26 protein-coding genes are annotated in these 24,639 nt (G+C 68.7%); 21 read left to right on the top strand and 5 right to left on the bottom strand.

All coding sequences use genetic code 11. From position 1 onward, the window contains the following. Nucleotides 1–43: 43 nt before the first annotated feature. The 6 genes from ybeY (at nucleotide 44) to recO (ending at nucleotide 4,850) form a co-directional block, all read left to right on the top strand. Nucleotides 44–598, top strand: coding sequence for an rRNA maturation RNase YbeY (gene ybeY, locus ON23_RS10480; protein WP_030512859.1), 555 nt, complete (start codon nucleotides 44–46; stop codon nucleotides 596–598). Nucleotides 599–641: 43 nt separating this feature from the next. Then, entirely contained in the window at nucleotides 642–2,000 is a 1,359-nt protein-coding gene (locus ON23_RS10475) for a hemolysin family protein (protein WP_051042346.1), read from the top strand. Beyond that, the gene (locus ON23_RS10470; RefSeq protein WP_039777859.1) at nucleotides 1,987–2,352 is read left to right on the top strand and encodes a cytidine deaminase-like protein; all 366 of its coding nucleotides are present in this window, start codon (nucleotides 1,987–1,989) and stop codon (nucleotides 2,350–2,352) included. Before ON23_RS10475 ends, ON23_RS10470 begins: the two co-directional genes overlap by 14 nt. Next, the gene (gene era / locus ON23_RS10465) at nucleotides 2,349–3,269 is read left to right on the top strand and encodes a GTPase Era (RefSeq protein ID WP_039777821.1); all 921 of its coding nucleotides are present in this window, start codon (nucleotides 2,349–2,351) and stop codon (nucleotides 3,267–3,269) included. The genes ON23_RS10470 and era overlap by 4 nt, the downstream gene beginning before the upstream one ends. 247 nt (nucleotides 3,270–3,516) lie before the next feature. Next, the gene (locus ON23_RS10460; RefSeq protein WP_143859879.1) at nucleotides 3,517–3,930 is read left to right on the top strand and encodes a hypothetical protein; all 414 of its coding nucleotides are present in this window, start codon (nucleotides 3,517–3,519) and stop codon (nucleotides 3,928–3,930) included. Between the two features lie 146 nt (nucleotides 3,931–4,076). Further along, on the top strand, nucleotides 4,077–4,850 hold the full coding sequence (gene recO / locus ON23_RS10455) for a DNA repair protein RecO (RefSeq protein WP_039777858.1): 774 nt from the start codon (nucleotides 4,077–4,079) through the stop codon (nucleotides 4,848–4,850). Between the two features lie 9 nt (nucleotides 4,851–4,859). On the opposite strand, the gene ON23_RS10450 is transcribed toward recO, so the two are convergent. After that, the gene (locus tag ON23_RS10450) at nucleotides 4,860–5,735 is read right to left on the bottom strand and encodes an LLM class F420-dependent oxidoreductase (protein WP_039777820.1); all 876 of its coding nucleotides are present in this window, start codon (nucleotides 5,733–5,735) and stop codon (nucleotides 4,860–4,862) included. A gap of 155 nt (nucleotides 5,736–5,890) precedes the next feature. Here ON23_RS10450 and ON23_RS10445 point away from each other — a divergent pair, with 155 nt between their 5' ends. From ON23_RS10445 to ON23_RS10435, 3 genes are all read left to right on the top strand, one after another. Next, nucleotides 5,891–6,709 (top strand): SAM-dependent methyltransferase, encoded by an 819-nt coding sequence (locus tag ON23_RS10445; protein WP_039777819.1) that lies wholly within the window; start codon nucleotides 5,891–5,893, stop codon nucleotides 6,707–6,709. A gap of 74 nt (nucleotides 6,710–6,783) precedes the next feature. Continuing rightward, nucleotides 6,784–7,572 carry an isoprenyl transferase gene (locus ON23_RS10440; RefSeq protein WP_036499713.1) on the top strand — a complete coding sequence of 263 codons (789 nt, stop codon included), beginning with the start codon at nucleotides 6,784–6,786 and terminating at the stop codon, nucleotides 7,570–7,572. 8 nt (nucleotides 7,573–7,580) lie between these two features. Further along, nucleotides 7,581–7,979, top strand: coding sequence for a hypothetical protein (locus tag ON23_RS10435; protein WP_039777854.1), 399 nt, complete (start codon nucleotides 7,581–7,583; stop codon nucleotides 7,977–7,979). Nucleotides 7,980–8,763: 784 nt separating this feature from the next. On the opposite strand, the gene ON23_RS10425 is transcribed toward ON23_RS10435, so the two are convergent. Together ON23_RS10425 and ON23_RS10420 are read right to left on the bottom strand one after the other, a co-directional pair. Further along, nucleotides 8,764–9,195, bottom strand: coding sequence for a Fur family transcriptional regulator (locus ON23_RS10425; RefSeq protein ID WP_086006886.1), 432 nt, complete (start codon nucleotides 9,193–9,195; stop codon nucleotides 8,764–8,766). Further along, a complete protein-coding gene (locus ON23_RS10420) occupies nucleotides 9,192–9,587 on the bottom strand; it encodes an ArsR/SmtB family transcription factor (RefSeq protein WP_210743711.1) in 396 nt (131 codons plus the stop codon). Before ON23_RS10420 ends, ON23_RS10425 begins: the two co-directional genes overlap by 4 nt. A gap of 158 nt (nucleotides 9,588–9,745) precedes the next feature. Here ON23_RS10420 and ON23_RS10415 point away from each other — a divergent pair, with 158 nt between their 5' ends. The 7 genes from ON23_RS10415 (at nucleotide 9,746) to ON23_RS10385 (ending at nucleotide 16,641) form a co-directional block, all read left to right on the top strand. Continuing rightward, complete coding sequence (locus ON23_RS10415) at nucleotides 9,746–11,137, top strand: glycine--tRNA ligase (protein WP_039777817.1); 1,392 nt, start codon at nucleotides 9,746–9,748, stop codon at nucleotides 11,135–11,137. A 212-nt stretch (nucleotides 11,138–11,349) separates the two neighbouring features. After that, on the top strand, nucleotides 11,350–12,270 hold the full coding sequence (locus tag ON23_RS10410) for an NADP-dependent oxidoreductase (RefSeq protein ID WP_039777816.1): 921 nt from the start codon (nucleotides 11,350–11,352) through the stop codon (nucleotides 12,268–12,270). 68 nt (nucleotides 12,271–12,338) lie between these two features. Further along, nucleotides 12,339–13,274 carry an ABC transporter ATP-binding protein gene (locus tag ON23_RS10405; protein ID WP_039777815.1) on the top strand — a complete coding sequence of 312 codons (936 nt, stop codon included), beginning with the start codon at nucleotides 12,339–12,341 and terminating at the stop codon, nucleotides 13,272–13,274. A 1-nt stretch (nucleotide 13,275) separates the two neighbouring features. Beyond that, nucleotides 13,276–14,052 (top strand): ABC transporter permease, encoded by a 777-nt coding sequence (locus tag ON23_RS10400; protein ID WP_039777814.1) that lies wholly within the window; start codon nucleotides 13,276–13,278, stop codon nucleotides 14,050–14,052. 82 nt (nucleotides 14,053–14,134) lie between these two features. Next, complete coding sequence (locus ON23_RS10395) at nucleotides 14,135–15,328, top strand: sensor histidine kinase (RefSeq protein ID WP_051042343.1); 1,194 nt, start codon at nucleotides 14,135–14,137, stop codon at nucleotides 15,326–15,328. A 195-nt stretch (nucleotides 15,329–15,523) separates the two neighbouring features. Continuing rightward, nucleotides 15,524–16,147: a response regulator transcription factor gene (locus ON23_RS10390; RefSeq protein WP_039777813.1), complete on the top strand. Its 624-nt coding sequence runs from the start codon at nucleotides 15,524–15,526 to the stop codon at nucleotides 16,145–16,147. Nucleotides 16,148–16,182: 35 nt separating this feature from the next. Further along, nucleotides 16,183–16,641 carry a VOC family protein gene (locus tag ON23_RS10385; protein ID WP_039777845.1) on the top strand — a complete coding sequence of 153 codons (459 nt, stop codon included), beginning with the start codon at nucleotides 16,183–16,185 and terminating at the stop codon, nucleotides 16,639–16,641. Between the two features lie 10 nt (nucleotides 16,642–16,651). Here ON23_RS10385 and ON23_RS10380 read toward each other — a convergent pair whose 3' ends face one another. Further along, nucleotides 16,652–18,649 carry a TPM domain-containing protein gene (locus ON23_RS10380; protein ID WP_039777812.1) on the bottom strand — a complete coding sequence of 666 codons (1,998 nt, stop codon included), beginning with the start codon at nucleotides 18,647–18,649 and terminating at the stop codon, nucleotides 16,652–16,654. A 64-nt stretch (nucleotides 18,650–18,713) separates the two neighbouring features. Here ON23_RS10380 and ON23_RS10375 point away from each other — a divergent pair, with 64 nt between their 5' ends. From ON23_RS10375 to ON23_RS10355, 5 genes are all read left to right on the top strand, one after another. After that, nucleotides 18,714–19,409 (top strand): MBL fold metallo-hydrolase, encoded by a 696-nt coding sequence (locus tag ON23_RS10375; protein ID WP_039777843.1) that lies wholly within the window; start codon nucleotides 18,714–18,716, stop codon nucleotides 19,407–19,409. A gap of 102 nt (nucleotides 19,410–19,511) precedes the next feature. Next, nucleotides 19,512–20,204 carry a YdcF family protein gene (locus tag ON23_RS10370; RefSeq protein WP_039777842.1) on the top strand — a complete coding sequence of 231 codons (693 nt, stop codon included), beginning with the start codon at nucleotides 19,512–19,514 and terminating at the stop codon, nucleotides 20,202–20,204. A 24-nt stretch (nucleotides 20,205–20,228) separates the two neighbouring features. Continuing rightward, nucleotides 20,229–21,491 (top strand): deoxyguanosinetriphosphate triphosphohydrolase, encoded by a 1,263-nt coding sequence (locus ON23_RS10365; protein ID WP_086006885.1) that lies wholly within the window; start codon nucleotides 20,229–20,231, stop codon nucleotides 21,489–21,491. Nucleotides 21,492–21,540: 49 nt separating this feature from the next. Continuing rightward, on the top strand, nucleotides 21,541–23,451 hold the full coding sequence (gene dnaG, locus ON23_RS10360) for a DNA primase (RefSeq protein ID WP_039777810.1): 1,911 nt from the start codon (nucleotides 21,541–21,543) through the stop codon (nucleotides 23,449–23,451). A gap of 14 nt (nucleotides 23,452–23,465) precedes the next feature. Further along, nucleotides 23,466–24,293, top strand: a complete 828-nt coding sequence (locus ON23_RS10355; protein WP_051042339.1) for an alpha/beta fold hydrolase — start codon at nucleotides 23,466–23,468, stop codon at nucleotides 24,291–24,293. A gap of 60 nt (nucleotides 24,294–24,353) precedes the next feature. Here ON23_RS10355 and ON23_RS10350 read toward each other — a convergent pair whose 3' ends face one another. Continuing rightward, the gene (locus ON23_RS10350) at nucleotides 24,354–24,599 is read right to left on the bottom strand and encodes a hypothetical protein (protein WP_036499775.1); all 246 of its coding nucleotides are present in this window, start codon (nucleotides 24,597–24,599) and stop codon (nucleotides 24,354–24,356) included. Nucleotides 24,600–24,639 lie beyond the last annotated feature (40 nt).

Below are 24,639 nucleotides of genomic sequence, written 5' to 3'. Positions count from 1 at the left end.
ATGTGGTGGTGAGCCCCCGCACGGCCCCCATTAGGCTGGCAGGGTGAGTATCGAGATCGCCAACGAGTCGGGTATCGACGTATCGGAACCGGATCTGGTCAGCGTCGCGCGGTTCGCGATCGAACGGATGGACGTGCATCCGGCGGCCGAATTGTCGATGGTGCTCGTCGATCTCGATACCATGGCCGACCTGCACATGCGGTGGATGGATCTGCCGGGTCCCACCGATGTGATGTCGTTCCCGATGGACGAACTCGAACCCGGTGGCCGCCCCGACGGCGCCGAACCGGGCCCCTCGATGCTCGGCGACATCGTGCTCTGCCCGGAATTCGCCGCCGCCCAAGCCGGTAAGGCCGGCCATTCCCTCGACCACGAGCTGGCGCTGCTGACCGTCCACGGAGTGCTGCATCTGCTCGGCTACGACCACGCCGAACCGGAAGAGGAGAAGGTGATGTTCGGCCTGCAGAACCGTCTGCTCGCCGAATGGTACGAAAGCCTGCGCGAGGCCGCCCGCCGTGCCGAACTGGCCGAGCGCGACCGCCGCCTGCTGGGCAAGACCGGATTCACCGCCCCGGGCGACCCCCTGGACCCGGCATGAGCGTCATCACGCGGGCCCGAGCTCATGCCGCCGAGGGCAGAGCGTGAATGCGCTGATCCCGCTGCTGCTGGCGATTCTGCTGGTGCCCGTCGGCGGTGTCTTCGCGGCGATCGATTCCGCGCTGATGACGGTCTCGGCGGCGCGGGTGGAGGATCTGGTCCGCGCCGACCGGCCGGGCGCCCGCCGGCTGGCCCGGATCACGGTCGACCGGCCGCGCTATGTGAATCTCATGGTGTTGCTGCGGCTGACCTGCGAGATCGCGGCGACGGTCCTGCTGGTGGCCGCACTCGGCGAGGTGCTCAGCTGGGGGTGGGCGCTGGCCGTGACCGCCGTGATCATGGTCGTGATCGACTATGTCGTCATCGGTGTCGGTCCGCGCACGCTGGGCCGCCAGCACGCGTATTCGATCTCACTGGCGGCCGCGCTGCCGGTGCAGGCGATCGGGACGCTGCTCGGCCCGGTGAGCCGGTTGCTGATCATGATCGGTAACGCCATCACCCCGGGGCGCGGATTTCGCAACGGCCCCTTCGCTTCCGAAGTGGAACTACGCGAGATCGTCGACATGGCGCAGCAGAGCGGTGTGGTCGACTCCGAGGAACGCCGCATGATCCAGTCGGTGTTCGAACTCGGCGACACCGCGGCCCGCGCGGTGATGGTGCCGCGCACCGAGATGGTGTGGATCGAGGCGGACAAGACGGTGGCGCAGGCGATGTCGCTGGCCGTGCGGTCCGGGCATTCGCGTATTCCGGTGGTCGGCGAGAACGTCGACGACATCCTCGGCGTGGTCTATCTGAAAGACCTTGTGCCGTATGCGGATCGGGGCCGCACCGTGCAGGTGCGGGCGGTGATGCGGCCGGCCGTGTTCGTGCCCGACTCGAAACCGCTGGACGCTCTGCTCGACGAGATGCAGCGTCGCCGCAATCATATGGCGCTGCTGGTGGACGAATACGGCGGGATCGCCGGACTGGTCACCATCGAGGACGTGCTCGAGGAGATCGTCGGCGAGATCGCCGACGAATACGACACCGACGAGATCGCACCGGTGGAGGAGCTGGGCGAGGGCGTCTACCGCGTCTCCACCCGGCTGCCGGTCGAGGATCTGGGCGAGCTGTTCGGCCTGGAGATCGAGGACGAGGACGTCGACACGGTCGGCGGCATGCTGGCCCACACACTTGGCCGGGTGCCGCTGCCGGGATCGGAGGTCGTCGTGCACGGGCTGCTGCTGCAGGGCGAGGGCGGCGCCGATACCAGGGGGCGGGTGCGCGTGCACACCGTCGTCGCGCGCCGGGCGGGGGAGCCGGGCGAACTGTCGGGCGCGCTCGCGGATGCGGTGCGCGGCGACCGTCAGGGGCGGGAAGAGACGTCGAGATACGAGAACGGAGATGGCGATGACCGAGGGTGAAACCGCCGAATTGAGCGCCGAGGACGGCAAACTGCTGGTGCTGGCCCGTGGTGCGATGGGACGCACCGGCGGGGTGGCGGGCGCGGCGATCCGCGATACCGACGGCCGCACCTACGCCGCCGGCACGGTGGACCTGAACGCGTTGTCACTGTCGGCGCTGCAGGCGGCGGTCGCGGCCGCGATCTCCAGCGGCGCGCAGGGATTCGAGGCGGCGGTGCTGGTCGGCGGGCAGGATGGCGATCCGGGCGTGGCCGCGGTGCGCGAGGTGAGCGCGTCGGCCGCGGTCATCGTCACCGATCGCAAGGGTGCGACCTACCGCACCGTCGACGCCGGAACCGAGACGGCACGATGAGCGTCGAGCAGCCCGGCGAGGGCGAATTCCGTTCCGGCTTCGTCTGTTTCGTCGGCCGGCCCAATACGGGTAAATCCACGCTGACCAATGCCATGGTCGGCCAGAAGATCGCGATCACGTCCTCGCGGCCGCAGACCACCCGCCACACCATCCGCGGCATCGTGCATCGCGATCACGCCCAGCTGATTCTGGTCGACACTCCGGGATTGCACCGGCCGCGCACGCTGCTGGGGCAGCGCCTCAACGATCTGGTGCGCGACACCTACTCCGAGGTCGACGTGATCGCGCTGTGCATTCCAGCCGACGAGAAGATCGGACCCGGTGACCGCTGGATCGTGCAGCAGGTCAAGCAGATGGCGCCGAAGACGACGCTGATCGGCGTGGTCACCAAGATCGACAAGGTGGACAAGCCGCAGGTCGCCGAGCAACTGCTCGCGGTCTCGCAACTGCTGGGCCCCGAGGCCGAGGTGGTTCCGGTCTCGGCGGCCAAGGGCGAACAGGTCGAACTGCTCGTCGATGTGATCGCATCCAAGATGCCGGAGGGCCCGGCGTTCTACCCCGACGGTGAGCTGACCGACGAGCCCGAGGAAACCCTCATGGCCGAGCTCATCCGCGAGGCGGCGCTGGAGGGTGTGCGCGACGAACTGCCGCATTCACTGGCGGTGGTGATCGAGGAGATCATGCCGCGCGAGGAACACGAGGGCATGCTCGACGTGCACGCCCTGCTGTACGTGGAGCGGCCGAGTCAGAAGGCGATCATCATCGGCAAACGCGGCGCCCGGCTCAAGGAGGTCGGCACCGCGGCGCGCAAGCAGATCGAGCACATCCTGGGCACCCGCATCTATCTGCACCTGCACGTGAAGGTCGCCAAGGATTGGCAGCGCGATCCCAAGCAGCTGCGCAAGCTGGGCTTCTGATCGAGCGCCACGGATCGGCCGCTGACCGGTGCGGCTCCGATTCCGTCTCGGGTCTCGCGTCGATGCCGTCGTCCGCTGTGATCTCGGTCTCGGGACGCGTGCGAGTCGCGGCGCGGTTCCGGTCACCCGTTCCCATCGGATTCGCAGGTTGGCCGTAGTCGAATTGTGATGTGCGATTCCGGTATTTCCGCAGGAGCGGGCGAACTGTGTGCGCACGCACATTGTGAGACGGGCCTACGATCCTGGCGTGAAGTGGATGTCCCGGGCGTTCGGCTCGAAAGAGCTGCCGCCACAAGTGCGTTCGGATCTGGAATCGGAAGGGATCGTCGTATTCGGCCCGGTGAGTGGATCGCTGGCCAGACGCAATTATCGGACGCCACTGCACTACGGTTCTTCCAGTTGGGAGAACATCGTCGGCGGAACCATCGGGATGAGCAGAAAACGCCTGGTCATCTGGGGTAATCAGGAGGCGTTGGTCGACGTCTGGCTGGGTCATCCCGCCGTCACCATGGAACTGCAGGGACCCGAACGCATGCTCGTCGAGGCCGACCGCGGCGCGATCGACCCGATCCGCACCGGCTGGACCACGCTGATGCTGCGCACGATTCACGCACCGCGCATCGCGCAGCTGTATGCCGAGGGACTGCCGCGCAGCGTGTAGAGGCCGAAGGCCTCGCGCACCCGAGGGGGCGGATGTCCGGCTGATCGGTGACCGGCTACGTCGGCGGGGGCGGGAACGTCGCGCCCGATCGGGGGCCAGTGGCGTGGGGACGCGGGCACGTCGGGGTGGCGTGGGAGACTATGAGCGTGTTGTTGTATCGGGACCAGGCGATTGTGCTGCGCCAGCACAAGCTGGGGGAGGCCGATCGCATCGTCACGCTGCTCACCCGTCAGCACGGGCTGGTGCGGGCGGTGGCGAAGGGGGTGCGCCGCACCCGGTCGAAATTCGGTGCGCGGCTGGAACCGTTCGCCTATATCGACGTGCAGCTGTATCCCGGACGCAACCTCGACACCGTGACGCAGGTGCACACGGTGGAGGCGTTCGCCGCCGATATCGTCGCCGACTACGGTCGCTACACCACCGCCTGCGCGGTGCTGGAGACCGCCGAACGTCTCGCCGGTGAGGAGCGCGCCCCCGCGCCCCGCCTGCACACCCTGACCGCCGGCGCCCTGCGCGCGATCGCCGCCGGCCGGCGCCCGCACGAACTGATCCTCGACGCATTCCTGTTGCGCGCCATGGGTTTCGCGGGCTGGGCGCCCGCTCTCGACGAATGTGCGCGGTGTGCCACCCCCGGCCCGCACCGCGCCTTCCACGTGGCCGCCGGGGGAGCGGTCTGCGTGCACTGCCGCCCGCCCGGCTCGGCCACGCCCGCGGTCGGGGTCCTGGAATTGATGAGTGCGCTCAATCGCGGGGACTGGGACGGACTCGACGTGGTCGCCGAGTCCGTCCGTCGCCAGGCCAGCGGACTCACCGCCGCCCATCTGCAATGGCATCTGGAACGGCAGCTGCGGACGTTGCCGTTGATCGAGCGCTCTCGTCCGCACGAGGCGGCGGAGTCGCCGGCGTCGCGGGTGGGGTAGACCGGCCGGCTATCCGAGGTCGGCCAGCTGCGGGACCGCCGGCGCCATGTCCTCGATCCACGCGGCGGGTGAGCCAGTGGTCGGGGTGATCAGCACCGCGTCGATGCCCAGTTTCGCGTAATCGGCCATGCTGCGGACGAATTCGTCGCGAACGTCCGGATTCGGGCGCGGATTGTTGGCCATGATCGTGGTGCGGATGGTGTCGAAATCGCGACCGACGTCGTCGCAGTGGCGGCGCAGCACGTCGAGTTTGTGGGCGACGTCCTCCGGCGACGTGCCGAACAGATTGCAGGCGTCGCCGTACTGTGCGACCAGCCGCAGCGTCTTCTTCTCGCCGCCGCCGCCGATCAGCACGTTCGGGCGATGGATCGGCTGCGGCGAGCACAGCGTCTCGGCCAGCTGGTAGTACTTGCCCTCGAACGGCCCGTTGTTCTGCGGATCCCACATCTGCGCGCAGATCCGCAGCGTCTCCTCCAGCCGCTCGAACCGCTCGGCCAGTGGCGGGAACTCGACCCCGAGCCCGCGATGCTCGCGCTCGAACCACGCGGCCCCGATCCCCAGCGTGGCCCGTCCGCCCGACAGCACGTCGAGGGTGGTGACGATCTTGGCGAGCAGACCCGGATGCCGATAGGTTACGCCGGTGACCAGCAGTCCGAGGTCGATCGAGGTGGTATGTGCCGCAAGGTATCCCAGCGTGGTGTATCCCTCCAGCATATTCGCCTCGGCCGGTAGGCCGGTCGGCTCGATCTGGAAGTAGTGATCCATGAACGACAGCCAGGTGGCGCCCGCCGCCTCCGCGGCCTGCCCCACCCGCGCCAGCTCTCCCGCGATCGCGGGGGTGCCGCCATCGATATCGAAGATAGGAATGTGAAATCCGAGCTCCATGGAGTTCTCCTCGTCAGTGACTGACTTCCCGGGGAGAACGCTATGCCCTGGAGCGCACTCCAGGTCAAGAGGTTTCCGGGAATGCGGGACCTACGTGCGGCTCGGACGGGGTAATTTCACTCGAAGGTCCCACCAACCTTACGGAGAAAGCTTCGATGTCTCACGAGCTTGTCGAGTTCGATACGGACAAGGCGCATTCGGCGCGGATGTACGACTACTACCTCGGCGGCAAGGACAACTATCCGGCCGATCGGGAGGCCGCGTCGAAGGTGATGGAGGCGTTTCCGGAGACCGCGCAGGCCGCGCGGGCCAATCGCGAATTCGTCCATCGAGCGGCACGTTTCGCGGCCCGCAACGGAGTGCGGCAGTTTCTCGACATCGGCACCGGAATTCCGACCGAACCGAATCTGCACAACGCCGTACAGGCCGTCGATCCGCATTGCCGCGTGGTGTACGTCGACCACGACCCGCTGGTGCTGGCGCATGCCCGCGCGCTGATGATCGGCTCGGAGGAGGGGCGTACCGAATACATTCCCTCGGATGTGCGCGATCCGGAGGTGATCCTCGGCTCGGAGCGGTTCCGCGCGGTGATCGATCTGTCCCGGCCGGTGGCGCTCAACCTGGCCGCGATCATGCATTTCGTCACCGACGAAGAGGGCGCCTACGACATCGTGCGTACCTATATGGACGCGTTCGCGCCCGGGTCGTATCTCAGCATCACCCACGCCTCCAGCGATGTGAATCCGGAACGGCTCGCGAAGGTGGCAGCGGTCTACGCCCCGGCCGGGATGAAGGTCGCCCTGCGCAACAAGGCCGAGGTCACCCGCTTCTTCGACGGGCTGGAGCTGGTCGAGCCCGGGGTGGTTCCGATGCACCGCTGGCACCCGAACCCGGACTTCTACATCCCGGAGGAACGGCTCGCGTGGGCCGACGAGGCGTTCGGCATCTGGGCCGCGGTCGGCGTCAAGCCCTGAGCGAATGCGCAGGTCGGCGCGGAAATCCCACGGCACCGGTCACGCGCGGCGCGCGGTGATGCAGGATAGGTGGCGTGATCGGTAACCGCTCCCAGACCACCCGCACGATTCGTCCGCCGTCACCGCACCCGTCGGGCGCCACCCCGCCCGCGCTGCCGCCGGAGTTCGTGCCCAGGCATGTGGCGCTGGTGATGGACGGCAACGGCCGGTGGGCCCAGGATCGGGGACTGCCGCGCACCGCCGGGCACGAGCGCGGGGAGGCGGTGCTGATGGACACCGTCGAAGGGTGCATCGAGATCGGCGTGAAATGGCTTTCCGCCTATGCCTTTTCGACCGAGAACTGGCGGCGCAGCCCGGACGAGGTCAAATTTTTGATGGGCTTCAACCGCGACGTGATCCGGCGCCGCCGCGACGAGATGCACGAGATGGGCGTGCGGGTGCGCTGGGCGGGCCGGCGACCACGCCTGTGGCGCAGCGTGATCAAAGAATTGGAGATCGCCGAGGAGCTCACCAAGGACAACACCGTGATGACGCTGACCATGTGCGTCAACTACGGCGGCCGCGCCGAAATCGCCGACGCGGCACGGGAAATCGCGCGGAAGGTGGCGGCCGGACAGCTGGATCCGGAAAAGGTCACCGAATCCACCTTCGCGAAATATCTCGACGAGCCGGATATGCCCGATGTGGACCTGTTCCTGCGCCCTTCCGGTGAGCTGCGCAGTTCGAACTTCCTGATCTGGCAGTCCGCCTACGCGGAGTTCGTCTTCCAGCACACCCTGTTCCCCGATTTCGACCGTCGCGACCTGTGGGAGGCCTGTGTGGAGTACGCCAAGCGCGATCGCCGGTTCGGTGGCGTGAAGTGAGCAACGATCTGACCGTCGCCCGGGAACTGCAGGCCCAAGCGGCCGCCTGCCTGCGTCGATGCGATATCACCGTGCGGGAGGAGGACGGTGACGCCCTCGGCTTCGAATACGAGGGCGCGCTGTGCTCGCTGCGCGGCGTCACGCTGGCGCCCGGCCTGGACGTCCTCACGCTGACCTGCGTGCTCGCCTGGGATCGCCCCTTGAAGCCGCAACTGCACAAGCGAGTCGCCGACCGCAACAACGCCCTGCAGTTCGGCTCGCTGACGATCATCGCCCACGAAAAACTCGCCGACGTCCTGCTGCGCTACACCTTCCCGGCAGCCGGCCTCGACCACGACGCCCTGGCGACGATGCTGCTGCTCGTGCTGTCCGGCGCAGGTCGCGCCCGCCAGGGCCTGGTGCCCTGACCGGCACGGAGCCCGCTCGAGCCACGGGCAGTGGATAGGACGCCGGCCTCCCGGTCTTCGCGGAACCGACTGCTCATCCGGGTGAAGATTCCGGACATCACCGCCGAGGACAGCACGCGGTAGGTGAGGTCGCGCCGGCGGATCTGCCATCGGGTCGCGGGCGCGAGGAAGCGGCCCGCGCCGGTGGCGAACTTCTGTGACCTCTCGACCGTGGGGCGCATGATCCGTTCGTAGCGGGCGAAGCCGATCCGGTGATCTCCGTTCGCCGCCGCGAGTTCGCCCGCCAGCGTGTACGTCCCCAGCATGGCGTGGCTGGTGCCGTTGCCGCCCGGGCCGGCGCACCACGCGGCGTCGCCGAGTAATGCGACCCGGCCGTCGGCCCACCGGTCGAGCCGGATCTGGCTGAGCGAGTCGAAATACAGGTCTCCGGCACCCTGGAGCGCGGCGAGCAACTGCGGCGCTCGCCAGCCGACGCCGGCGAAGTGATCGGCGATGAACCGTTTCTGCGCGCCGACATCGCGGCGATCGAATGTCGTTGGGGAGCGGAGAATATGAAGCCGACCACAGCCCGTTCGGGATCTCGGGCGCTGCCGGGTGAGAGGTAGCGGCCCGGCTCGTTGTAGATCAGGCCGCGATCGGCTATCACTTCGGCTCCCGGGACGCACTGCTGATCGAGGCGTTCACCCGGGCGATGGAGGAGTGGGGCCTGCGTATCCAGGAGGCGTGGCCGAAAGTTGTTGCGGCGCCGACGAAAGTGATGCCACAGGACGATGCGCGTCCGCGATCAGCGGGTGAGATGGGCGCAGTCGCGGCAGGTGCCGAACACCTCCATGGTGTGGCTGATGTCGGTGAATCCGTGCTCGCCGGCGATGGCCGCGGCCCAGGCCTCCACCGTCGGGCCCTCCACCTCGACGGTGCGTCCGCACTGGCGGCAGACCAGGTGGTGATGGTGGCCCTTGGAGCACTGCCGGTATACCGATTCGCCTGTGTCCGTGCGCAATACGTCGACCTTGCCGGCGTCGGCGAGGGACTGGAGGGTGCGGTAGACGGTGGTCAGGCCGATGCCCTCACCGCGGCGGCGTAGTTCGTCGTGCAGCTCCTGGGCCGAACGGAATTCCTCGATATCGCCCAGCAGTGCGGTGATCGCGCTGCGCTGGCGGGTGCTGCGAATTCCGACAGTCTTCTCGGCGGTGCCCGTCTTCTCCGGCACGGTCATCCTTCCTCGGCGTGTGCGACGGCGTCGACGACGATGCGTGCCAGATGGTCGTCGACCAACTCGTAGATCACCTCACGGCCGGTGCGTTCACCGCGCACCACGCCCGCGGACTTGAGAATGCGCAGGTGCTGGCTGACCAGGGGCTGCGTGACGCCGAGCGTATCGACCAGTTCGTGCACGCAGCGCGGCGATTCGCGCAGCTGCAGCACGATCGCGATCCGCACCGGCGCGGCCAGCGCGCGCAGCAGTTCACCCGCGTTGTCGAGGGTGGTGCGGGCGGGTACCGCGGGGGCGGTCGGGGCGCGATAGGGATACGGGTCGTGTGGGATCGGCGTGGGCGCCTCGACGGCGACGCGGCTTCGACGCGCGGGAACACCGCTGTCGGCAATCATCGAACCAACTCCTTATTGGAAACCGATGCCATTATTGATATGCACAGGTGCGCATGTCAAGGAGCCATGCCGTCGATACTGCTTCGCGGTGTGCCTCGACGTGTCGCTAGGCTGGGGCGAATCGATCGAACCCATCATCCAGAGGGAGAGCTCCAGCCGTGGCACCCAAGTCGAAGATCGACACCGTCGCGAATCTCGCCAAGCGCCGGGGTCTGGTATACCCCAGCGGCGAGATCTACGGAGGGACCCGGTCGGCATGGGATTACGGTCCGCTGGGTGTGGAGCTCAAGGAGAACATCAAGAAGCAGTGGTGGCGGGCCATGGTCACCAGCCGCGACGATGTGGTCGGCCTGGACTCCGCGATCATCCTGCCGCGGCCGGTGTGGGTGGCCTCGGGGCACGTCAGCGTCTTCAACGACCCGCTGGTCGAATGCCTGAACTGCCACAAGCGGCACCGGCAGGACCACCTGCAGGAGGCGTACGCCGAGAAGCACAAGATCGACGATCCGGACTCGGTGTCCATGGATCTGATCGGCTGCCCGGACTGCGGCACCGTCGGTAAGTGGACCGAACCGCGCGATTTCAACATGATGCTCAAGACCTACCTCGGGCCGATCGAGTCCGAGGAGGGCCTGCACTATCTGCGGCCGGAGACCGCGCAGGGCATCTTCGTGAACTTCGCGAATGTGATGACCACCGCGCGCAAGAAGCCGCCGTTCGGTATCGCGCAGATCGGCAAGAGCTTCCGCAACGAGATCACCCCCGGCAACTTCATCTTCCGCACCCGCGAATTCGAGCAGATGGAGATGGAGTTCTTCGTCAAGCCGGGTGAGGACGAGCAGTGGCACCAGTACTGGATCGATACCCGCCTGGCCTGGTACACCGACCTCGGCATCGACCCGGAGAATCTGCGGCTCTACGAGCACCCGAAGGAGAAGCTCTCGCACTATTCGACCCGCACGGTCGATATCGAGTACCGCTTCCACTTCCAGGGCAGCGAATGGGGTGAGCTCGAGGGTGTCGCCAACCGCACCGACTTCGACCTGTCGACGCATTCCAAGCATTCCGGCACCGATCTGAGCTTCTTCGACCAGAACACCAACGAGCGCTACACGCCGTACGTGATCGAGCCCGCGGCCGGCCTGACCCGCTCGCTGATGGCCTTCCTGATCGACGCCTACAACGAGGACGAGGCGCCGAACGCCAAGGGCGTCATGGAGAAGCGGACCGTGCTGCGCCTGGATCGCCGCCTCGCGCCGGTGAAGGCCGCCGTACTTCCGTTGTCGCGCAACGCCGATCTGTCGCCGAAGGCGAAAGACCTTGCCGCGCAACTGCGTAGGAACTGGAACGTCGACTTCGACGACGCCGGCGCGATCGGCCGCCGCTACCGCCGCCAGGACGAGATCGGCACCCCGTTCTGCATCACCGTCGACTTCGACACCCTCGAGGACCAGGCCGTCACCGTACGCGAGCGGGACTCGATGGCGCAGGAGCGGATCGCGCTCGACCAGGTGGAGGGCTACCTGGCCCAGCGCCTCCTGGGCGCCTGAGTTCACCGCGGCGCGGACGGGTATACCGCATCCGGATTCGGACATAACCGAAGACCCGGACGTCATCGGGACGAATCGCGTGCCGAAGTGGGAGCGGCGGAAATATCGCCGTGGTCCGGGTCGTTCCGAGCACTGAGCAATCCGAGATCCGGCCGCACCCCCCGGGGGGTACGGCCGGGCCCGGCCCACAGGTGCGACGAAAGGTCCTGATCATGGCGCAGGCGGTCAAGTTCGATCGTTACGGCGATATCGATGTGCTCGAGGTTCGCGAGATACCCGATCCGCAGCCCGGGCCCGGACAGGTCGCGGTCGAGGTGGTGGCCGCGGGGATCAATCCGGGCGAGGCCAAGATCCGCAACGGCTCGCTGCACGAACGGTGGCCCGCCACGTTCCCCGAGGGGGAGGGCACCGATTTCGCGGGGCGCATCGTCGCGCTGGGCGAGGGGGTGAGCGGGATCGCCGTCGGCGACGAGGTGCTCGGATTCAGCGACAAGCGTTCCAGCCACGCCACCCGGGTGGTGGTGCCGGCTCAGCAGGTCACTCCCAAGCCGGTGGGTCTGTCGTGGGAGGTGGCCGGATCGCTGTACGTCGCGGGCACCACCGCCTTCGCCGCCGTGCGGGCCGTGAGCCCGGAAGCGGGTGACACCATCGCGGTGTCCGGCGCGGCCGGTGGTGTGGGATCCATTGTGGTGCAACTGCTTCGGGCCCGCGAGGTGACGGTGATCGGCATCGCGGGGCCGGACAACCAGGACTATCTGCGCGAGCTGGGGGCGGTCGCGGTGGAATACGGTGACGGTCTCGCCGAGCGCCTCCGGGAGGCGGCGCCCGGCGGTATCGACGCCTTCATCGATACGCACGGCAACGGCTACGTCGAACTCGCCCTCGATCTCGGCGTGAAGCCCGAACGCATCGATACGATCATCGATTTCGCCGCGGTGGAGAAGTACGGCGTCAAGGCGGAGGGCAATGCGGCCGCCGACACCATCGACGTGCTCGCCCAGCTGGCCGAACTCGCCGCCGCGGGGACCGTCCGGATTCCGATCGCCGCCACCTATCCGCTCGGCGAGGTGCGCGCGGCATTCGCCGAACTCGAACGCGGCCACACCCGGGGCAAGATCGTCCTGCTGCCATGACATTCGTCATGGCACGGTCGTGACGCTCGGGCCAGGTACGACGCCCGGCTCCACGCGACAGTGGAACCATGACATCAGCACTGACATCCGGTTCGGCGGAACGGGTCGCCGCCGCACCGGTGATCGACCTTCGCGGACTGACCAAAACCTTCCGCAGCTCCGGTGGGCCCGTCCGCGCGGTCGACGGACTCGATCTGACCGTCACCGCGGGTGAGGTGGTCGCATTCCTGGGACCCAACGGTGCCGGGAAGTCCACCAGCATCGACATGATGCTCGGCCTGCTGCGCCCCGACGCCGGCACCGCCCGCATTCTCGGCGGCACACCGGCGGAAGCGGTTGCGGCGGGCCGAGTTTCGGCGGTCCTGCAATCGGGTGGCCTGCTTCCGGATCTCACCGTCGGCGAAACGGTGCGGGTCGTGGCGTCCCTGCACCGGAATCCGCGCCCCGCCCGGGAGGTGCTCGTCCGCGCCGGAATCGACGGCATCGCCGACCGCATGGTGGGCAAATGCTCGGGCGGGCAGCAGCAGCGCCTGCGCTTCGCCCTCGCGCTGCTGCCCGATCCGGACCTGCTGATCCTCGACGAGCCGACCACCGGCATGGACGTCGAGGGCCGCCGCGATTTCTGGAACGCCATCCGCGCCGACGCCGGTCTCGGACGCACCGTCGTCTTCGCCACCCACTACCTCGACGAGGCCGACGCCTACGCCGACCGCATCGTGCTGGTGCGGGGCGGGCGGGTCGTGGCCGACGGCAGTGCCGCGTCGGTGAAGAATCTGGCCTCCGGCCGCACGGTCTCGGCGACGCTGCCCGATGCCGATCCGGCGAGTCTGCTCGCCCTCGCCGGCGTGGACCGCGTCGAGCAGCGCGGTGATCGAGTGCTCGTGCACGGCAACGACTCCGACGCGGTCGCCCGCTATCTGCTGACCAGGACACCGGCCGTCGACATCGAAATCACGGGCCGCAATCTCGAAGACGCCTTCCTCGCACTGACCGGAGACAACTGAGATGACCACATCGACCGCGCCCCGTGCCGTCCGTCCGAGCGCCGGCGGCTTCAGCTGGGGATTCCTGCTGCTCGAATTGCGCCGCATGCTGCGCAACCGGCGCACCGTCATCTTCGCGCTGGTGATGCCGGTGGTGTTCTTCGTGATCTTCGGTGCCCAGAACTCCGCCCGCCACGAGACCTACGGATCGGCGAATGTCACCGCCTACGTGATGGTGTCGATCGCCGTCTACGGGGCGATGCTGGCCACCACCAGCGGCGGTGCCATGGTGGCGGTGGAACGCGCCGCCGGTTGGGTACGCCAGCTGCGCCTCACGCCGCTGAGCCCGGCCGCCTACGTCGCTACGAAAGTGGCCGGCGCGATGGTGCTCGGATTGTGTTCGGTCGTCGTCGTTTTCGTCGCCGGTGCGGTGACCGGCGCACATCTGACCACGGCGGCCTGGGTGGGCTGTTTCCTGATCGCGTGGCTGACCTCGGTGGTCTTCGCGGCATTCGGGCTGTTCATGGGATATGTGCTGCCCTCGGAGAACGTGATGCAGATCCTCGGCCCGGTGCTGGCACTGCTGTCGTTCGCCGGTGGATTGTTCATGCCGCTGCACGGCTGGTTCGAGACGGTGTCGAAGGTCTTCCCCACCAACGGCGTCGCGACCCTGGCCCGGTTGCCGCTCGGCGACACCACTGCCGGTTCCGCCGCACTGGCGGTGTTGAACATCGTGGTCTGGGCCTCGGTGTTCGTCCTCGGCGCCGCGGTTCTGTTCCGGCGTGACACCGCTCGCTGACCGTCGCGCCGCACCGTCCGCCCCGGTGGACGGTGCGGTAGCGTCGAAATCCGGCGGCCAGGGCAGGAGACGGAGGGTGAGGATGCGGGTACCCCCGGTCGATCGGCCGATATCCGGAGCGCTGGACCGGATCGCCCGCAGGATGGACCGCGAACCCGCCCCGCATACCGCCATCCAGCATCGACGCCTGTTCTTCGGCGCGGTGCTGGCTTTGATCTGGCTGCTCTATCTGATCGCGCCGATCGTCTCGCAATGGCAGGACGGGCACCGGATGCGAGCCGTCGCGGCGGCGGTATGCCTCGCGGTCTTCTGGGTGCTGACGGCCTCGTGCTTCGGTCCGTTCCGGCAACCGGACTGGGACGAGGGACACGCACAGGCGGTGCTGCCCGTCTCGTACGAGTGGCCGCGATGGCTCGTGGTGGGCGCGCTGGCGGCGCTCGCCGCCACGATGACCGTTTTGCTCGGTGTCACCGGCCTGGGCACCGTCATCTACGTCGCGGCCGCCGCCGTCTTCGTGCTCCCGACCGCGAAATCCGGTGCGGTAGTGGCAGGTACGGCCGCGCTGTTGATCGGCCTGTCGCTGCATTACGGCAGCGCCCCGCTGTATTTCGCCTTCATTCCGGTGGTGATGTGGACCGGTCGCGAAATCGGCCGCCGGCGCGGCCAGTTGCGGGAACTGACGCGCCGTCAGCAGGGCGAACTCGCGATCGTGGAGGAACGCAACCGCGTGGCACGCGACGTGCACGACATCCTGGGTCACTCGCTGACCGTCATCACGGTCAAAACCGAATTGGCGCAACGGCTGCTCGATTCGGATCCGTCCCGGGCCCGGCAGGAGATGGCCGATGTGGAGCGACTCGCCCGGGAGGCGCTGGCGGGGGTGCGCGATACGGTCGGCGGACTGCGCGAGGTGTCGCTCGCGAGTGAACTGGTCAACGCCCGCACGGCCCTGCGCGCCGCCGGTATCGAGGCGGAGCTCCCGGACCCGGCCGAAGTCCCCGAGCGATATGCGGTGATCTTCGGATGGGTCCTGCGCGAGGCGGTGACGAACGTGGTGCGCCACAGCGGTGCCCGCCACTGCCGGGTACGGGTGAGCGAATCGCGGATCGACATCGTCGACGACGGAAAAGGGCTGTCCGGCAGCGTCTTCGGCTCCGGACTGACCGGCTTGCGCGACCGGGTGCGCGCTGAGGGCGGTGTGTTCACCGTCGACACACTTCCCGGCGGGGGAACCTCGATCGCCGTGGACTTCACCACGGCGGATGAGCAACGCTGAGTGAAGCAGGCGGCCACGAACGACACCGGCCCCCTCACCGGGCACGGTCACCACTGTGGCCCGGTATCGAGCGAGGTGCAGGCTGCGGTCGGACGGCCGGGGTGCCGCGCCGAGGTTCGACCGGTCGGGCGGCGGCGAGTCTGTCGTCCGGATTAGGGTCGCAGGTGTGCGATGGATGATGTCGGTCGGTGAATCATGGCGGGGGCGACGGCGGTGATCCGGTTGCTGCTCGCCGACGATCAGGCGCTGGTGCGCGGCGCGCTGGCGGCGCTGCTCGGGCTGGAGGCCGACCTCGAGGTGGTGGCCGAGGTGGGCCGGGGTGACGAGGTTCTCGACGCGGTGCGGCGCACCACCCCGGATGTGGTGCTGCTCGATGTGGAAATGCCCGGAATGGACGGAATTTCGGTGGCGGCGCAGCTGCATGCCGAATTCCCGCGCATCCGGATTCTGATGGTGACCACATTCGGCCGCCCCGGCTACCTGCGCCGCGCCATCGACGCCGGAGCCGGTGGATTCGTCGTCAAGGACACGCCCGCACGGGAATTGGCGGATGCGGTGCGGCGCGTGCACATGGGCCTGCGAGTGGTGGATCCGGCGCTGGCCACCGAAACCCTCACCGCCGGAACCTCTCCGCTCACCGCACGCGAGCGCGAGGTGCTCGCCGCCGCGGCCGACGGGTCGACGGCGGGGGTCATCGCGAAGCGGCTGCATCTGTCCGAGGGAACCGTCCGCAACCATCTCTCGGCCGCGATCGGCAAGACCGGCACCCGCACTCGTGCCGAAGCCGTCCGTGCGGCCGAACGTCTCGGCTGGTTGTGAGCGACCGTGATCGCGGCGGGCGTAGATTCGCCGATGTGCATCTGACGCAGATCCGCCTGATCGTGTCCGAATTCGACCGCTGCATGGCGTTCTACCGCGACGTTCTCGGACTCACACCGCAAACCGACGACCCGCGCCCGCCCTACGCGGCGTTCAAACCGGAACTGGGCAGCACGCTCGCGCTGCACGAGCGCGCGAATCTGGCGGCGGCGCTGGGGGATACGTTGCGGTCCGGGATCGATGCTCGCCCGGCGTCGGGTGGAGACGGGGCGCCGGCCCCGGCCGCCGACACGGCGATGGTGTCGTTGCGGGTCGACGACCTGGACGACTATCTCGCCGTGATCACCGCCCGCGGCGCCGAAATCTCCGGCGAACCGGTCGAATACGACGGACGCCTGCGCTGCGCCTATCTGCGCGATCCCGAGGGCAACCTGATCGAACTGCAGCAGTGGCTCGCGACGCGCACCGGCGAAGCCGTGCCACCGGCACGGTGAGACGAGCAGATCAGAAACGCCCGCCGCGGCTGATCCGCCGGGAACTGTCGGAGCCGCCGAAAGAGGCCGGACCCCATCCGGATCCGCCCATCGAACGGCCGCGATAGCCACTCCCGGCGCCGCGCAGCAGGCTGTCGATCAGAATTCCGCCCAATACCGCGCCGGCCTGTGACGTCCCGGAAGCCGGGCGACGGGTCTGCCACTCCCGCACATCGGCCTCGGCGGCGTGCAGTGCGCGGGTGGCCAGATCGGCGGCCTGTTGGGCACTGCTCAGTGCCGCCTGCGGATCGGTGGCCGAAAGCTCCTGCGCCCGATCGAGATTGCGCTGCGCTTCGGCCAGCCGAGTGCGGGGCGCGGCGTCGATACCGCCGCGGCGGGTGTCGATGAAATCGGCGGCGGCGCGGACCTGGCTCTGCGCGGCGATCACGGCCTGGTCCAGGCGGCGCCGCAGCTGCTCGGCGGCGAGTTTGCGCTCACCGGCCGCCGCTACCGCGCGATCCAGTGCGGTATCGGCCGCGACCGCGCGGTGGAACGTGCCGAGCGGATCGTGGTCCCCGGTGGTCCGGGCCGCCTCCCACGCGGTGCGGGCGCCCGACATCGCCGCCGCCAGTTCCGGGCCGCCGTGTTCGGTCAGGCCCTGCGCGGTCTCGAGGTCGCGGCCCAGTTCGTCGATCGCCGCGGGCAGCCCGGCCCGCGCCTGGGTGATATCGGTTTCGGCGGTGTCCACGGCGTCGAGCAGGGTGCGGGCGGCGGTCACCGCGGCCTCCGCGCCGCGAATCGCCGCGACCACCCCGCCCTGCCGACCGACCGGCGCGGCCGCGGCCAGGCGGCCCTGCTCGATCGTGTTCTCGGCGAACCCGATTCGCTCCCGTGCCATCGCCACGTTGTCGCGCACCGGCGCGGTGACCGATTCCGGCTGGGCGGCCAGCAACTGCCGCAGGGTCTCCTCCGAGCGCGGCAGCCGCACGGTGAGATCGACCACATCGCGAGTCAGCGCGTCCAGTCGTTGCGGCGCATCGATCAGCAGATTGCGCATCGCGTCGAATTCGGCCACCCTGTCGTCGAGTTCGGCGTCGGCCCGCCCGCAGGTGGTGATCAGCTCGATCAGCAGATCGCGGCGCTGATCAGGGGTTTCCGGGATATCGTCGTCGAGTCGCTGGCGGATCGAAAAGGCATGTGCCATCGCCCGTTTCGCCGACTCGAGCGCGGCCGCGAACGGTGCGGTCGCGGTGGCGCCGAATTCGTCGGTGGCCAGCCGCAGTTCCTCGGCACTGGCCCGGATCGCGTTGTCGGTGTCGACCAGCACCCGCGCCGAACGGGACTCGAGCAGATCCGGGCGGAGCCGAGCCAGCGCGGCGGTGTCGGTCGGGTCGACCGCGCGGGCGGCGTCGGTCTCCGCGCGGCCCCGGGCCCGCCGGCGCAACTGGGAATACCCCAGCACCACACCGATCACACCCAGCACGATCAGGGTGATCACGATCAGTGGCCAGATCCCGACACCACCGGAATCGCCCATGGCCGTGGACAATCCATCGGCCGCGGCCACCGCGGCCTCGGCCCACTGACCGTTGTGCAGTCGCGGCTCGACCTGATCGGTGAGCAGCGAATTCAGTTCCGCGTCGCTCACCGAGGGCGGGAGCGCGCCGGTGAAGGAATAGGAGCGATCGCTGGTCGCGATCGACAGCAGCACATCGCGGTCGCCGAATCCGGACGCGGTCGCCGTGCGCTGCCCCCAGGTCTGCGGGTCCACGCCGCCGAAATCGCGGACGTAGACCACCCACAGCCGCTCCCGGTGCGCGGTGTAGAGCGCGTCCACCGAGGCGCGCACGGTGTCGCGCTGCGGACCGTCGAGAACCTGGGCGGAATCGGTGACGTATTCGTTGAGCCGCATCGGTTCGTCGGCGACGGCCGGGCCGCAGCAGCCGAGCACGAACCCGAACACGATCGACAGCAGCACCGCGAGCAGCGTCGGCGGCTGTGATCGGCGAGGACGCGAGTGCGGCGGCATAGCACGAATGTATCCGCCGACACGGCGCGAGGGGCGTTGATCCGGCCGACCCGTGTCGGAACCGATGATTACGATCGGCAGGGTGATCACGCTGGATATCCCCTATACGGGCCACGTCGCGCCGGGCACGAATCCGCAGCAGCGCGACGTGCCGGGCGCCCGGATCGTCAAGATGTCGGTCGGCGGTATGGACAACAACGTCTATCTGGTGCAGGACGCCGCCACCGGCGACGCGGTGCTGATCGACGCCGCCAACGAATCCGAACGCATCCAGGCCCTGCTGGACCAGGAGGTGCCGGGGCGGCTGCGGCTGATCGTCACCACCCATCAGCATTTCGACCACTGGCAGGCACTGAGCGCGGTGGTCGCCGACACCGGCGTACCGACCGCCGCGCACGCCCTGGACGCCGAACCGCTTCCGGTGCGGCCGGATCGGCTGCTCGCCGACGGTGACACCGTCTCGATCGGCGACTTGCGGTTCGACGTCATCCACCTGCGCGGACACACCCCGGGCTCCGTCGCGCTGGCGCTCACCGACGGCTCCGGCCGCACCCATCTGTTCACCGGCGACTGCCTGTTTCCGGGTGGTGTCGGCCGCACCACCTCCCCGGAGGATTTCGATTCCCTCTACAGCGACGTCACCAGCAAGGTGTTCGACCGCTTCGGCGACGATACGGTCGTCTACCCGGGCCACGGCGACGACACCACCCTGGGTGCCGAACGTCCGCAGCTCGCGCAGTGGCGGCAACGCGGTTGGTGAGCGGTTCCGGTGCCCGGCAGCGGTGACGATCCGGCGCTGCGCAGCGGTGAGGATCCGGCGCTCCGCAATCGTGGCGTGACCGAGCACTGGCACACTCGGGGAATGCCCTCGGCCCTCACCCATCCCGCACCGACCCGCCCGCCCGCCGCGCCGCGCCGTCCGCGCGGATCGGCGGTCGTGCGCTGGGTGCGCCGGGTGATCGCCGGCACCGTCCTCATCGGGGTCGTGCTCGTCGGCGGCACCGCCTTCCGGGTCTGGCAGGTGGCGCGGATCGACGACTACAGCCGTGCCGACGCGATCGTGGTGCTGGGCGCCGCGCAATACGACGGCACCCCGTCCTCGGTGTTCGAGGCCCGGCTCGGCCAGGCCTACCACCTGTACACCAAAGGTGTTGCGCCGCTGGTGATCACGGTCGGCGGCAAGCAGGTGGGCGACAACTACACCGAGGCCGCCTCCGGTAAGAACTATCTGAAGAATCGAGGCGTACCCGCCGACCGGGTGCTGGCCGTGGAGACCGGATCGGACACGCTGCAGAGTATCGAGGCGGTCGCCTCCGCGATGCGGGCCCGCGATCTGTCGTCGGCGGTGCTGGTCAGCGATCCGTGGCATTCGCTGCGTACCCGCACCATGGCCCGCGATGCCGGTCTGGACGCGTGGACCGCGCCGACCCGCACCGGCCCGGCGGTCTACACCCGGGAGTCCCAGTTCCACGGCATCGCCCGCGAAACCGGCGCCCTGCTGTGGTATCAGCTCACCCACTTCTCCGCGGATTTCAAATACACCGCGGAGCAGTGAGACACGTACCAGGCGGTATCCCTCATGAGTTTCGACGCGATGCCCGAATGCCCGTATGCCGACAGCGACCACGAGCGCATGGTGTCCGAGACCTCGCCCACGGCGGGGTTGCGGTGGTCGCCGTCACCCGCCCGGCGCAGTGACTTCGCGCGGGACCGGGCGCGGGTGCTGCATTCGGCGGCACTGCGGCGACTTGCCGACAAAACCCAGGTGATGGGCCCGCGCGACGGTGACACGCCGCGCACCCGGCTCACCCACTCGCTGGAGGTCGCCCAGATCGGGCGCAGCATCGCCGAGGGGCTGGGCTGTGACGCGGATCTGGTCGATCTGGCCGGGCTGGCCCACGACATCGGCCATCCGCCGTACGGCCACAACGGGGAACGCGCCCTCGACGAATTCGCCGACGCCTACGGCGGGTTCGAGGGCAACGCCCAGAACCTGCGGATTCTGACCCGGTTGGAGCCGAAGGTCTTCGACACGGCGGGGGAGAGCTACGGCCTCAACCTGACCCGCGCCGCCCTCGACGCCACTGTCAAATACCCCTGGGGCAGAACGGCTTCCGGTGCGAAGTTCGGCGCCTACGACGCCGATCTGGATCGGCTGAACTGGATCCGCAAGGGCGCGCCCGAGCGTCGGCAGTCGCTGGAATCGCAGGTCATGGACTGGTCCGATGACGTGGCGTACTCGGTGCACGATGTGGAGGACGGCGTGATCGCGGGCCGGATCGATCTGCGGGCGCTCGCCGATCCGGACGAACAGGCCGCCCTCGCCGAACTGGGCCAGCGCCAGCACCGCGACCTGTCCGCCGACGATCTGATCGCGGCCGCCCAGCGGCTCTCGCAGTTGCAGGTGATCGCCGAGGCCGCCGGCTACGACGGCACCCTGCGGGCCTCGGTCGCGCTCAAGCGGCTGACCAGCGATCTGGTCGGCCGGTTCGCGACCGCGGCGGTCGAGGCGACCCGCGCGGCGTGGACCGGGCAGTCGCTGTGCCGCTACGCCGCCGATCTGGAGGTGCCCGCCGTCGTGGCCGCGGAGGTGGCGCTGTTGAAAACGGTCGCGCTGCGATACGTGATGTCCGACCCCCGACATCACGAACGCCAGGCCGAACAGCGCGAGCGCATCCGCTTCGTGGCCGAGCGCCTGCTGGCCGGCGCCCCCCAGGGCCTCGACCCGATCCTGCTCCCGTGGTGGGAGGCGGCCACCGACGACACCGCCCGGGTACGCGTGATCGTCGACCAGATCGCCTCCTACACCGAGAGCCGATTGGAGCGGATCGCGGCCCGATGACCCCGGTCGTCGGCGTGGGCCGACCGGTACGCGGCTAGACTCGGTTGCCGTGGCAGGTCGACTTCCGGATCGCGATATCGCGGCAATACGTGAACGCGTACGCATCGAGGATGTCGTCGGTGAATATGTGTCGCTCAAGCGTGCCGGTGCGGATTCGCTGAAGGGGCTGTGCCCGTTCCACGACGAGAAGTCGCCGTCGTTCCACGTGCGGCCGAATCACAGCCATTTCCACTGTTTCGGCTGCGGTGAGAGCGGCGACGTGTTCGCCTTCCTGCAGAAGATCGAGCACGTCGGATTCGTCGAGGCGGTCGAGCAGCTGGCCGACCGGATCGGCTACACCATCAACTACGAGGGTGGCGGGACCTCGGTGCAGCGCGACCGCGGCACCCGCTCCCGGCTGGTCGCCGCCAATGCGGCCGCGCACGAGTTCTATCAGGCGCAACTGCGGGAACCGGGTGCGGAGGTGGCGCGCGCATACCTCACCGACCGCAATTTCGACGCCAACGCGGCGCGGCAGTTCGGCTGCGGTTACGCCCCGGCCGGCTGGGACACCCTCACGAAATACCTGCTGCGCAAGGGTTTCGACATCAAGGAGCTGGAGGCGGCGGGGCTGTCCAAGCCCGGCCGGCACGGTCCCATCGACCGGTTCCATCGGCGGCTGCTGTGGCCGATCCGGAATCTGAGCGGCGACGTCATCGGTTTCGGCGCGCGGCGCCTGTTCGACGACGACCAGATGACCGCCAAGTACATCAATACGCCGGAAACGGTGCTGTACAAGAAGTCCCAGGTGCTGTTCGGGCTCGACCACGCCAAGCGGGAGATCGCCAAGAGCCATCAGGCGGTGGTGGTCGAGGGCTACACCGATGTGATGGCCATGCATCTGGCGGGTGTGACGACCGCGGTCGCCTCGTGTGGCACCGCCTTCGGTGACGAGCATCTGTCGATGTTGCGCCGGTTGCTGATGGACGACAATTTCTGGCGCGGCGAGATCATCTATACCTTCGACGGTGATGCCGCCGGTCAGGCCGCGGCGCTGAAGGCCTTCTCCGGTGACCAGAAACTGGCCGGGCAGACGTATATCGCGGTCGCGCCCGACGGGCAGGATCCGTGTGAATTGCGGCAGCGTTCCGGTGACGGAGCGGTCCGCGATCTGGTGGCCCGGCGAGTCCCGTTGTACGAGTTCGTGATTCGCGGGCTGCTCGCCGACCACAACCTCGACACCCCCGAGGGGCAGGTGGAGGCGCTGCGGCGCGCGGTGCCCGTGGTGGCGCAGATCAAGGACAACGCGCTGCGCAAGGCGTACGCCACCAAACTCGCCGGATGGGTCGGCTGGGACGACATCCAGCTGGTGGTGCGCCGGGTCGGCGATCACGCCCGCCGCGGCAAACCGGTGAAGGGCGTGCCCGGCCGGGAAGCGGCCACCGAGACAGCGGTCGCGGAGTCGGCCGCCGCCCGGCCGAACCCGAATGACCCGGTCCTACTGCCGCAGCGGCAGGTGCTGGCCGCCGCCCTGCAGTATCCGGCGACCGCGGGCCCGATCTTCGACAGCCTCGAGCCCGAGGCGTTCACCCACCCCGCCTACACCGCCGTGCGCGCCGCCCTCGCCGCCGCCGGTGGCACCGCGGCGGGCCTCGGTGGCGCGGAATGGGTTTCGCGCGTCGCCGACCACACCGACGATCTGATGCTGCGCGCACTGGTCTCCGAACTGGCCGCCGAGCCGCTGCCGGTGAAATCGATGGACGACATCCCCCGATTCATCTCCGGCGTGCTGGCGCGGGTGCAGGAGGCATGGGTCGGGCGTCAGGTCGCCGCGCTCAAGTCGAAATTGCAGCGGGTCTCGTCGACCGAACAGCCGGACGACTACATGGCCCTGTTCGGCGATCTGGTCGCCCTCGAGCAGTACCGCAAGAGCCTGCTCACCCAGGCCATGGGCAACTCGGATGATTTCAACGTGGCCTGATCGTTCCAATCGGAATGAGATCGACGTCTTTCCATCGTTCCGGGACCGTACTGACCGCCGAGATCGTCGACGGTGACGGCCCGCCACTGGTGATCGTTCCGGGGGTGATGTCCGACGCCGCGACCTGGCGGCCCGTGGTGGAGCGGCTCGGACTGCCCAATCCGGTGGTGACGATCAATCGCCGCGGGCGGGTGCCGAGCGGTCCGCTGGGGTCGGACTACTCCGTTCGCGCCGAAGTCGACGACCTGCACCACATCCTCGACACTCTCGGCGGTGCGGTGGAGCTGTTCGGGTGGAGCTACGGCGGGCTGGTCGCCCTGGAGGCGGCGTGTGAGCGGTCGGATCTGCGCTCGCTGATCGCCTACGAACCGGTATCGGCGCCCTTCGCCCCCGCCGCGATCCCCGCATTGCGCGCCGCCGTCGACCGCGGCGATCTGGATGCGGCCGTGGGGCTGGTCAACACCGACGTGTCGGGGTTCTCCGCGGAATATGTTGCCGCACTGCGGGAATCGCCGGCGTGGGCGGTGCTGCGGCCGCTGGCCGCGCCGCTGCCGACGGAACTCGAGGCCATCAATGTTTATCCGGCGAACCTACAGCGGTATCGCGCTCTGACCGTGCCCGTCACCCTCCTGCTGGGCGAACGCAACGCGAACGCCGAACCCTACGGCACCGCCTTCGACCGCATCGCCGATGCACTGCCGCAGGCCCGCATCGATCTGCTGCCGGGGCAGGGGCATCTGGCTCACGCACAGGCGCCACAGCTGCTCGCCAGGCACATCGCCGCCACGGTGGGCGCACGGACCGGGCAAGAGCCTGAGGAGATCGGCTCGACCGGTAGGTAGGGCGCGTTCGGAGGCACGCGGACCGGCGAGGACGCCGGCCGCGGGCCCCGGGTTCGCGGCTCAGCGCCGGAGCTGGTCCTGAGGGACGAGGACGGTGGTGCGCTCGTCGATCGGCTCCATGGGTTCGAGCCGCGGCTGGGTATTGAGTCGATCCGACAGCTTCTGGCGGCTGGCCTGGACCAGCTTGCGGGTGACCGGGCTGGCGGCGACAGCACGGGTGGTCTTGCTGATCTGCTCGTAGCGAGCCCGCCCCGCCTTGGCCCCCAGCACGTAACCGGCTGCGACGCCGATGATCAACCGCAGCATTCTTTCGGGCTCCTCCCAGTAGCTGTCCGCGCCGTACATC

The sequence above is a fragment of the Nocardia cerradoensis NBRC 101014 genome, from assembly GCF_000308535.1.
GTDB lineage: Bacteria > Actinomycetota > Actinomycetes > Mycobacteriales > Mycobacteriaceae > Nocardia > Nocardia cerradoensis.
This window is presented reverse-complemented; position numbering and strand designations above follow the sequence as displayed.

What these genes read in the sequence shown, in the direction of transcription:
- era (WP_039777821.1), top strand. Translation starts at nt 2,349, where the DNA reads ATGAGCGTCGAGCAGCCCGGCGAGGGCGAATTCCGTTCCGGCTTCGTC.
- ON23_RS10420 (WP_210743711.1), bottom strand. Translation starts at nt 9,587, where the DNA reads ATGATTGCCGACAGCGGTGTTCCCGCGCGTCGAAGCCGCGTCGCCGTC.
- ON23_RS10405 (WP_039777815.1), top strand. Translation starts at nt 12,339, where the DNA reads ATGACATCAGCACTGACATCCGGTTCGGCGGAACGGGTCGCCGCCGCA.
- ON23_RS10380 (WP_039777812.1), bottom strand. Translation starts at nt 18,649, where the DNA reads ATGCCGCCGCACTCGCGTCCTCGCCGATCACAGCCGCCGACGCTGCTC.
- ON23_RS10445 (WP_039777819.1), top strand. Translation starts at nt 5,891, where the DNA reads ATGTCTCACGAGCTTGTCGAGTTCGATACGGACAAGGCGCATTCGGCG.
- ON23_RS10410 (WP_039777816.1), top strand. Translation starts at nt 11,350, where the DNA reads ATGGCGCAGGCGGTCAAGTTCGATCGTTACGGCGATATCGATGTGCTC.
- ON23_RS10470 (WP_039777859.1), top strand. Translation starts at nt 1,987, where the DNA reads ATGACCGAGGGTGAAACCGCCGAATTGAGCGCCGAGGACGGCAAACTG.
- ON23_RS10370 (WP_039777842.1), top strand. Translation starts at nt 19,512, where the DNA reads ATGCCCTCGGCCCTCACCCATCCCGCACCGACCCGCCCGCCCGCCGCG.
- ON23_RS10375 (WP_039777843.1), top strand. Translation starts at nt 18,714, where the DNA reads ATGATTACGATCGGCAGGGTGATCACGCTGGATATCCCCTATACGGGC.
- ON23_RS10425 (WP_086006886.1), bottom strand. Translation starts at nt 9,195, where the DNA reads ATGACCGTGCCGGAGAAGACGGGCACCGCCGAGAAGACTGTCGGAATT.
- ON23_RS10400 (WP_039777814.1), top strand. Translation starts at nt 13,276, where the DNA reads ATGACCACATCGACCGCGCCCCGTGCCGTCCGTCCGAGCGCCGGCGGC.
- ON23_RS10395 (WP_051042343.1), top strand. Translation starts at nt 14,135, where the DNA reads ATGCGGGTACCCCCGGTCGATCGGCCGATATCCGGAGCGCTGGACCGG.
- ON23_RS10365 (WP_086006885.1), top strand. Translation starts at nt 20,229, where the DNA reads ATGAGTTTCGACGCGATGCCCGAATGCCCGTATGCCGACAGCGACCAC.
- ON23_RS10450 (WP_039777820.1), bottom strand. Translation starts at nt 5,735, where the DNA reads ATGGAGCTCGGATTTCACATTCCTATCTTCGATATCGATGGCGGCACC.
- ON23_RS10350 (WP_036499775.1), bottom strand. Translation starts at nt 24,599, where the DNA reads ATGCTGCGGTTGATCATCGGCGTCGCAGCCGGTTACGTGCTGGGGGCC.
- ON23_RS10355 (WP_051042339.1), top strand. Translation starts at nt 23,466, where the DNA reads ATGAGATCGACGTCTTTCCATCGTTCCGGGACCGTACTGACCGCCGAG.
- ON23_RS10390 (WP_039777813.1), top strand. Translation starts at nt 15,524, where the DNA reads ATGGCGGGGGCGACGGCGGTGATCCGGTTGCTGCTCGCCGACGATCAG.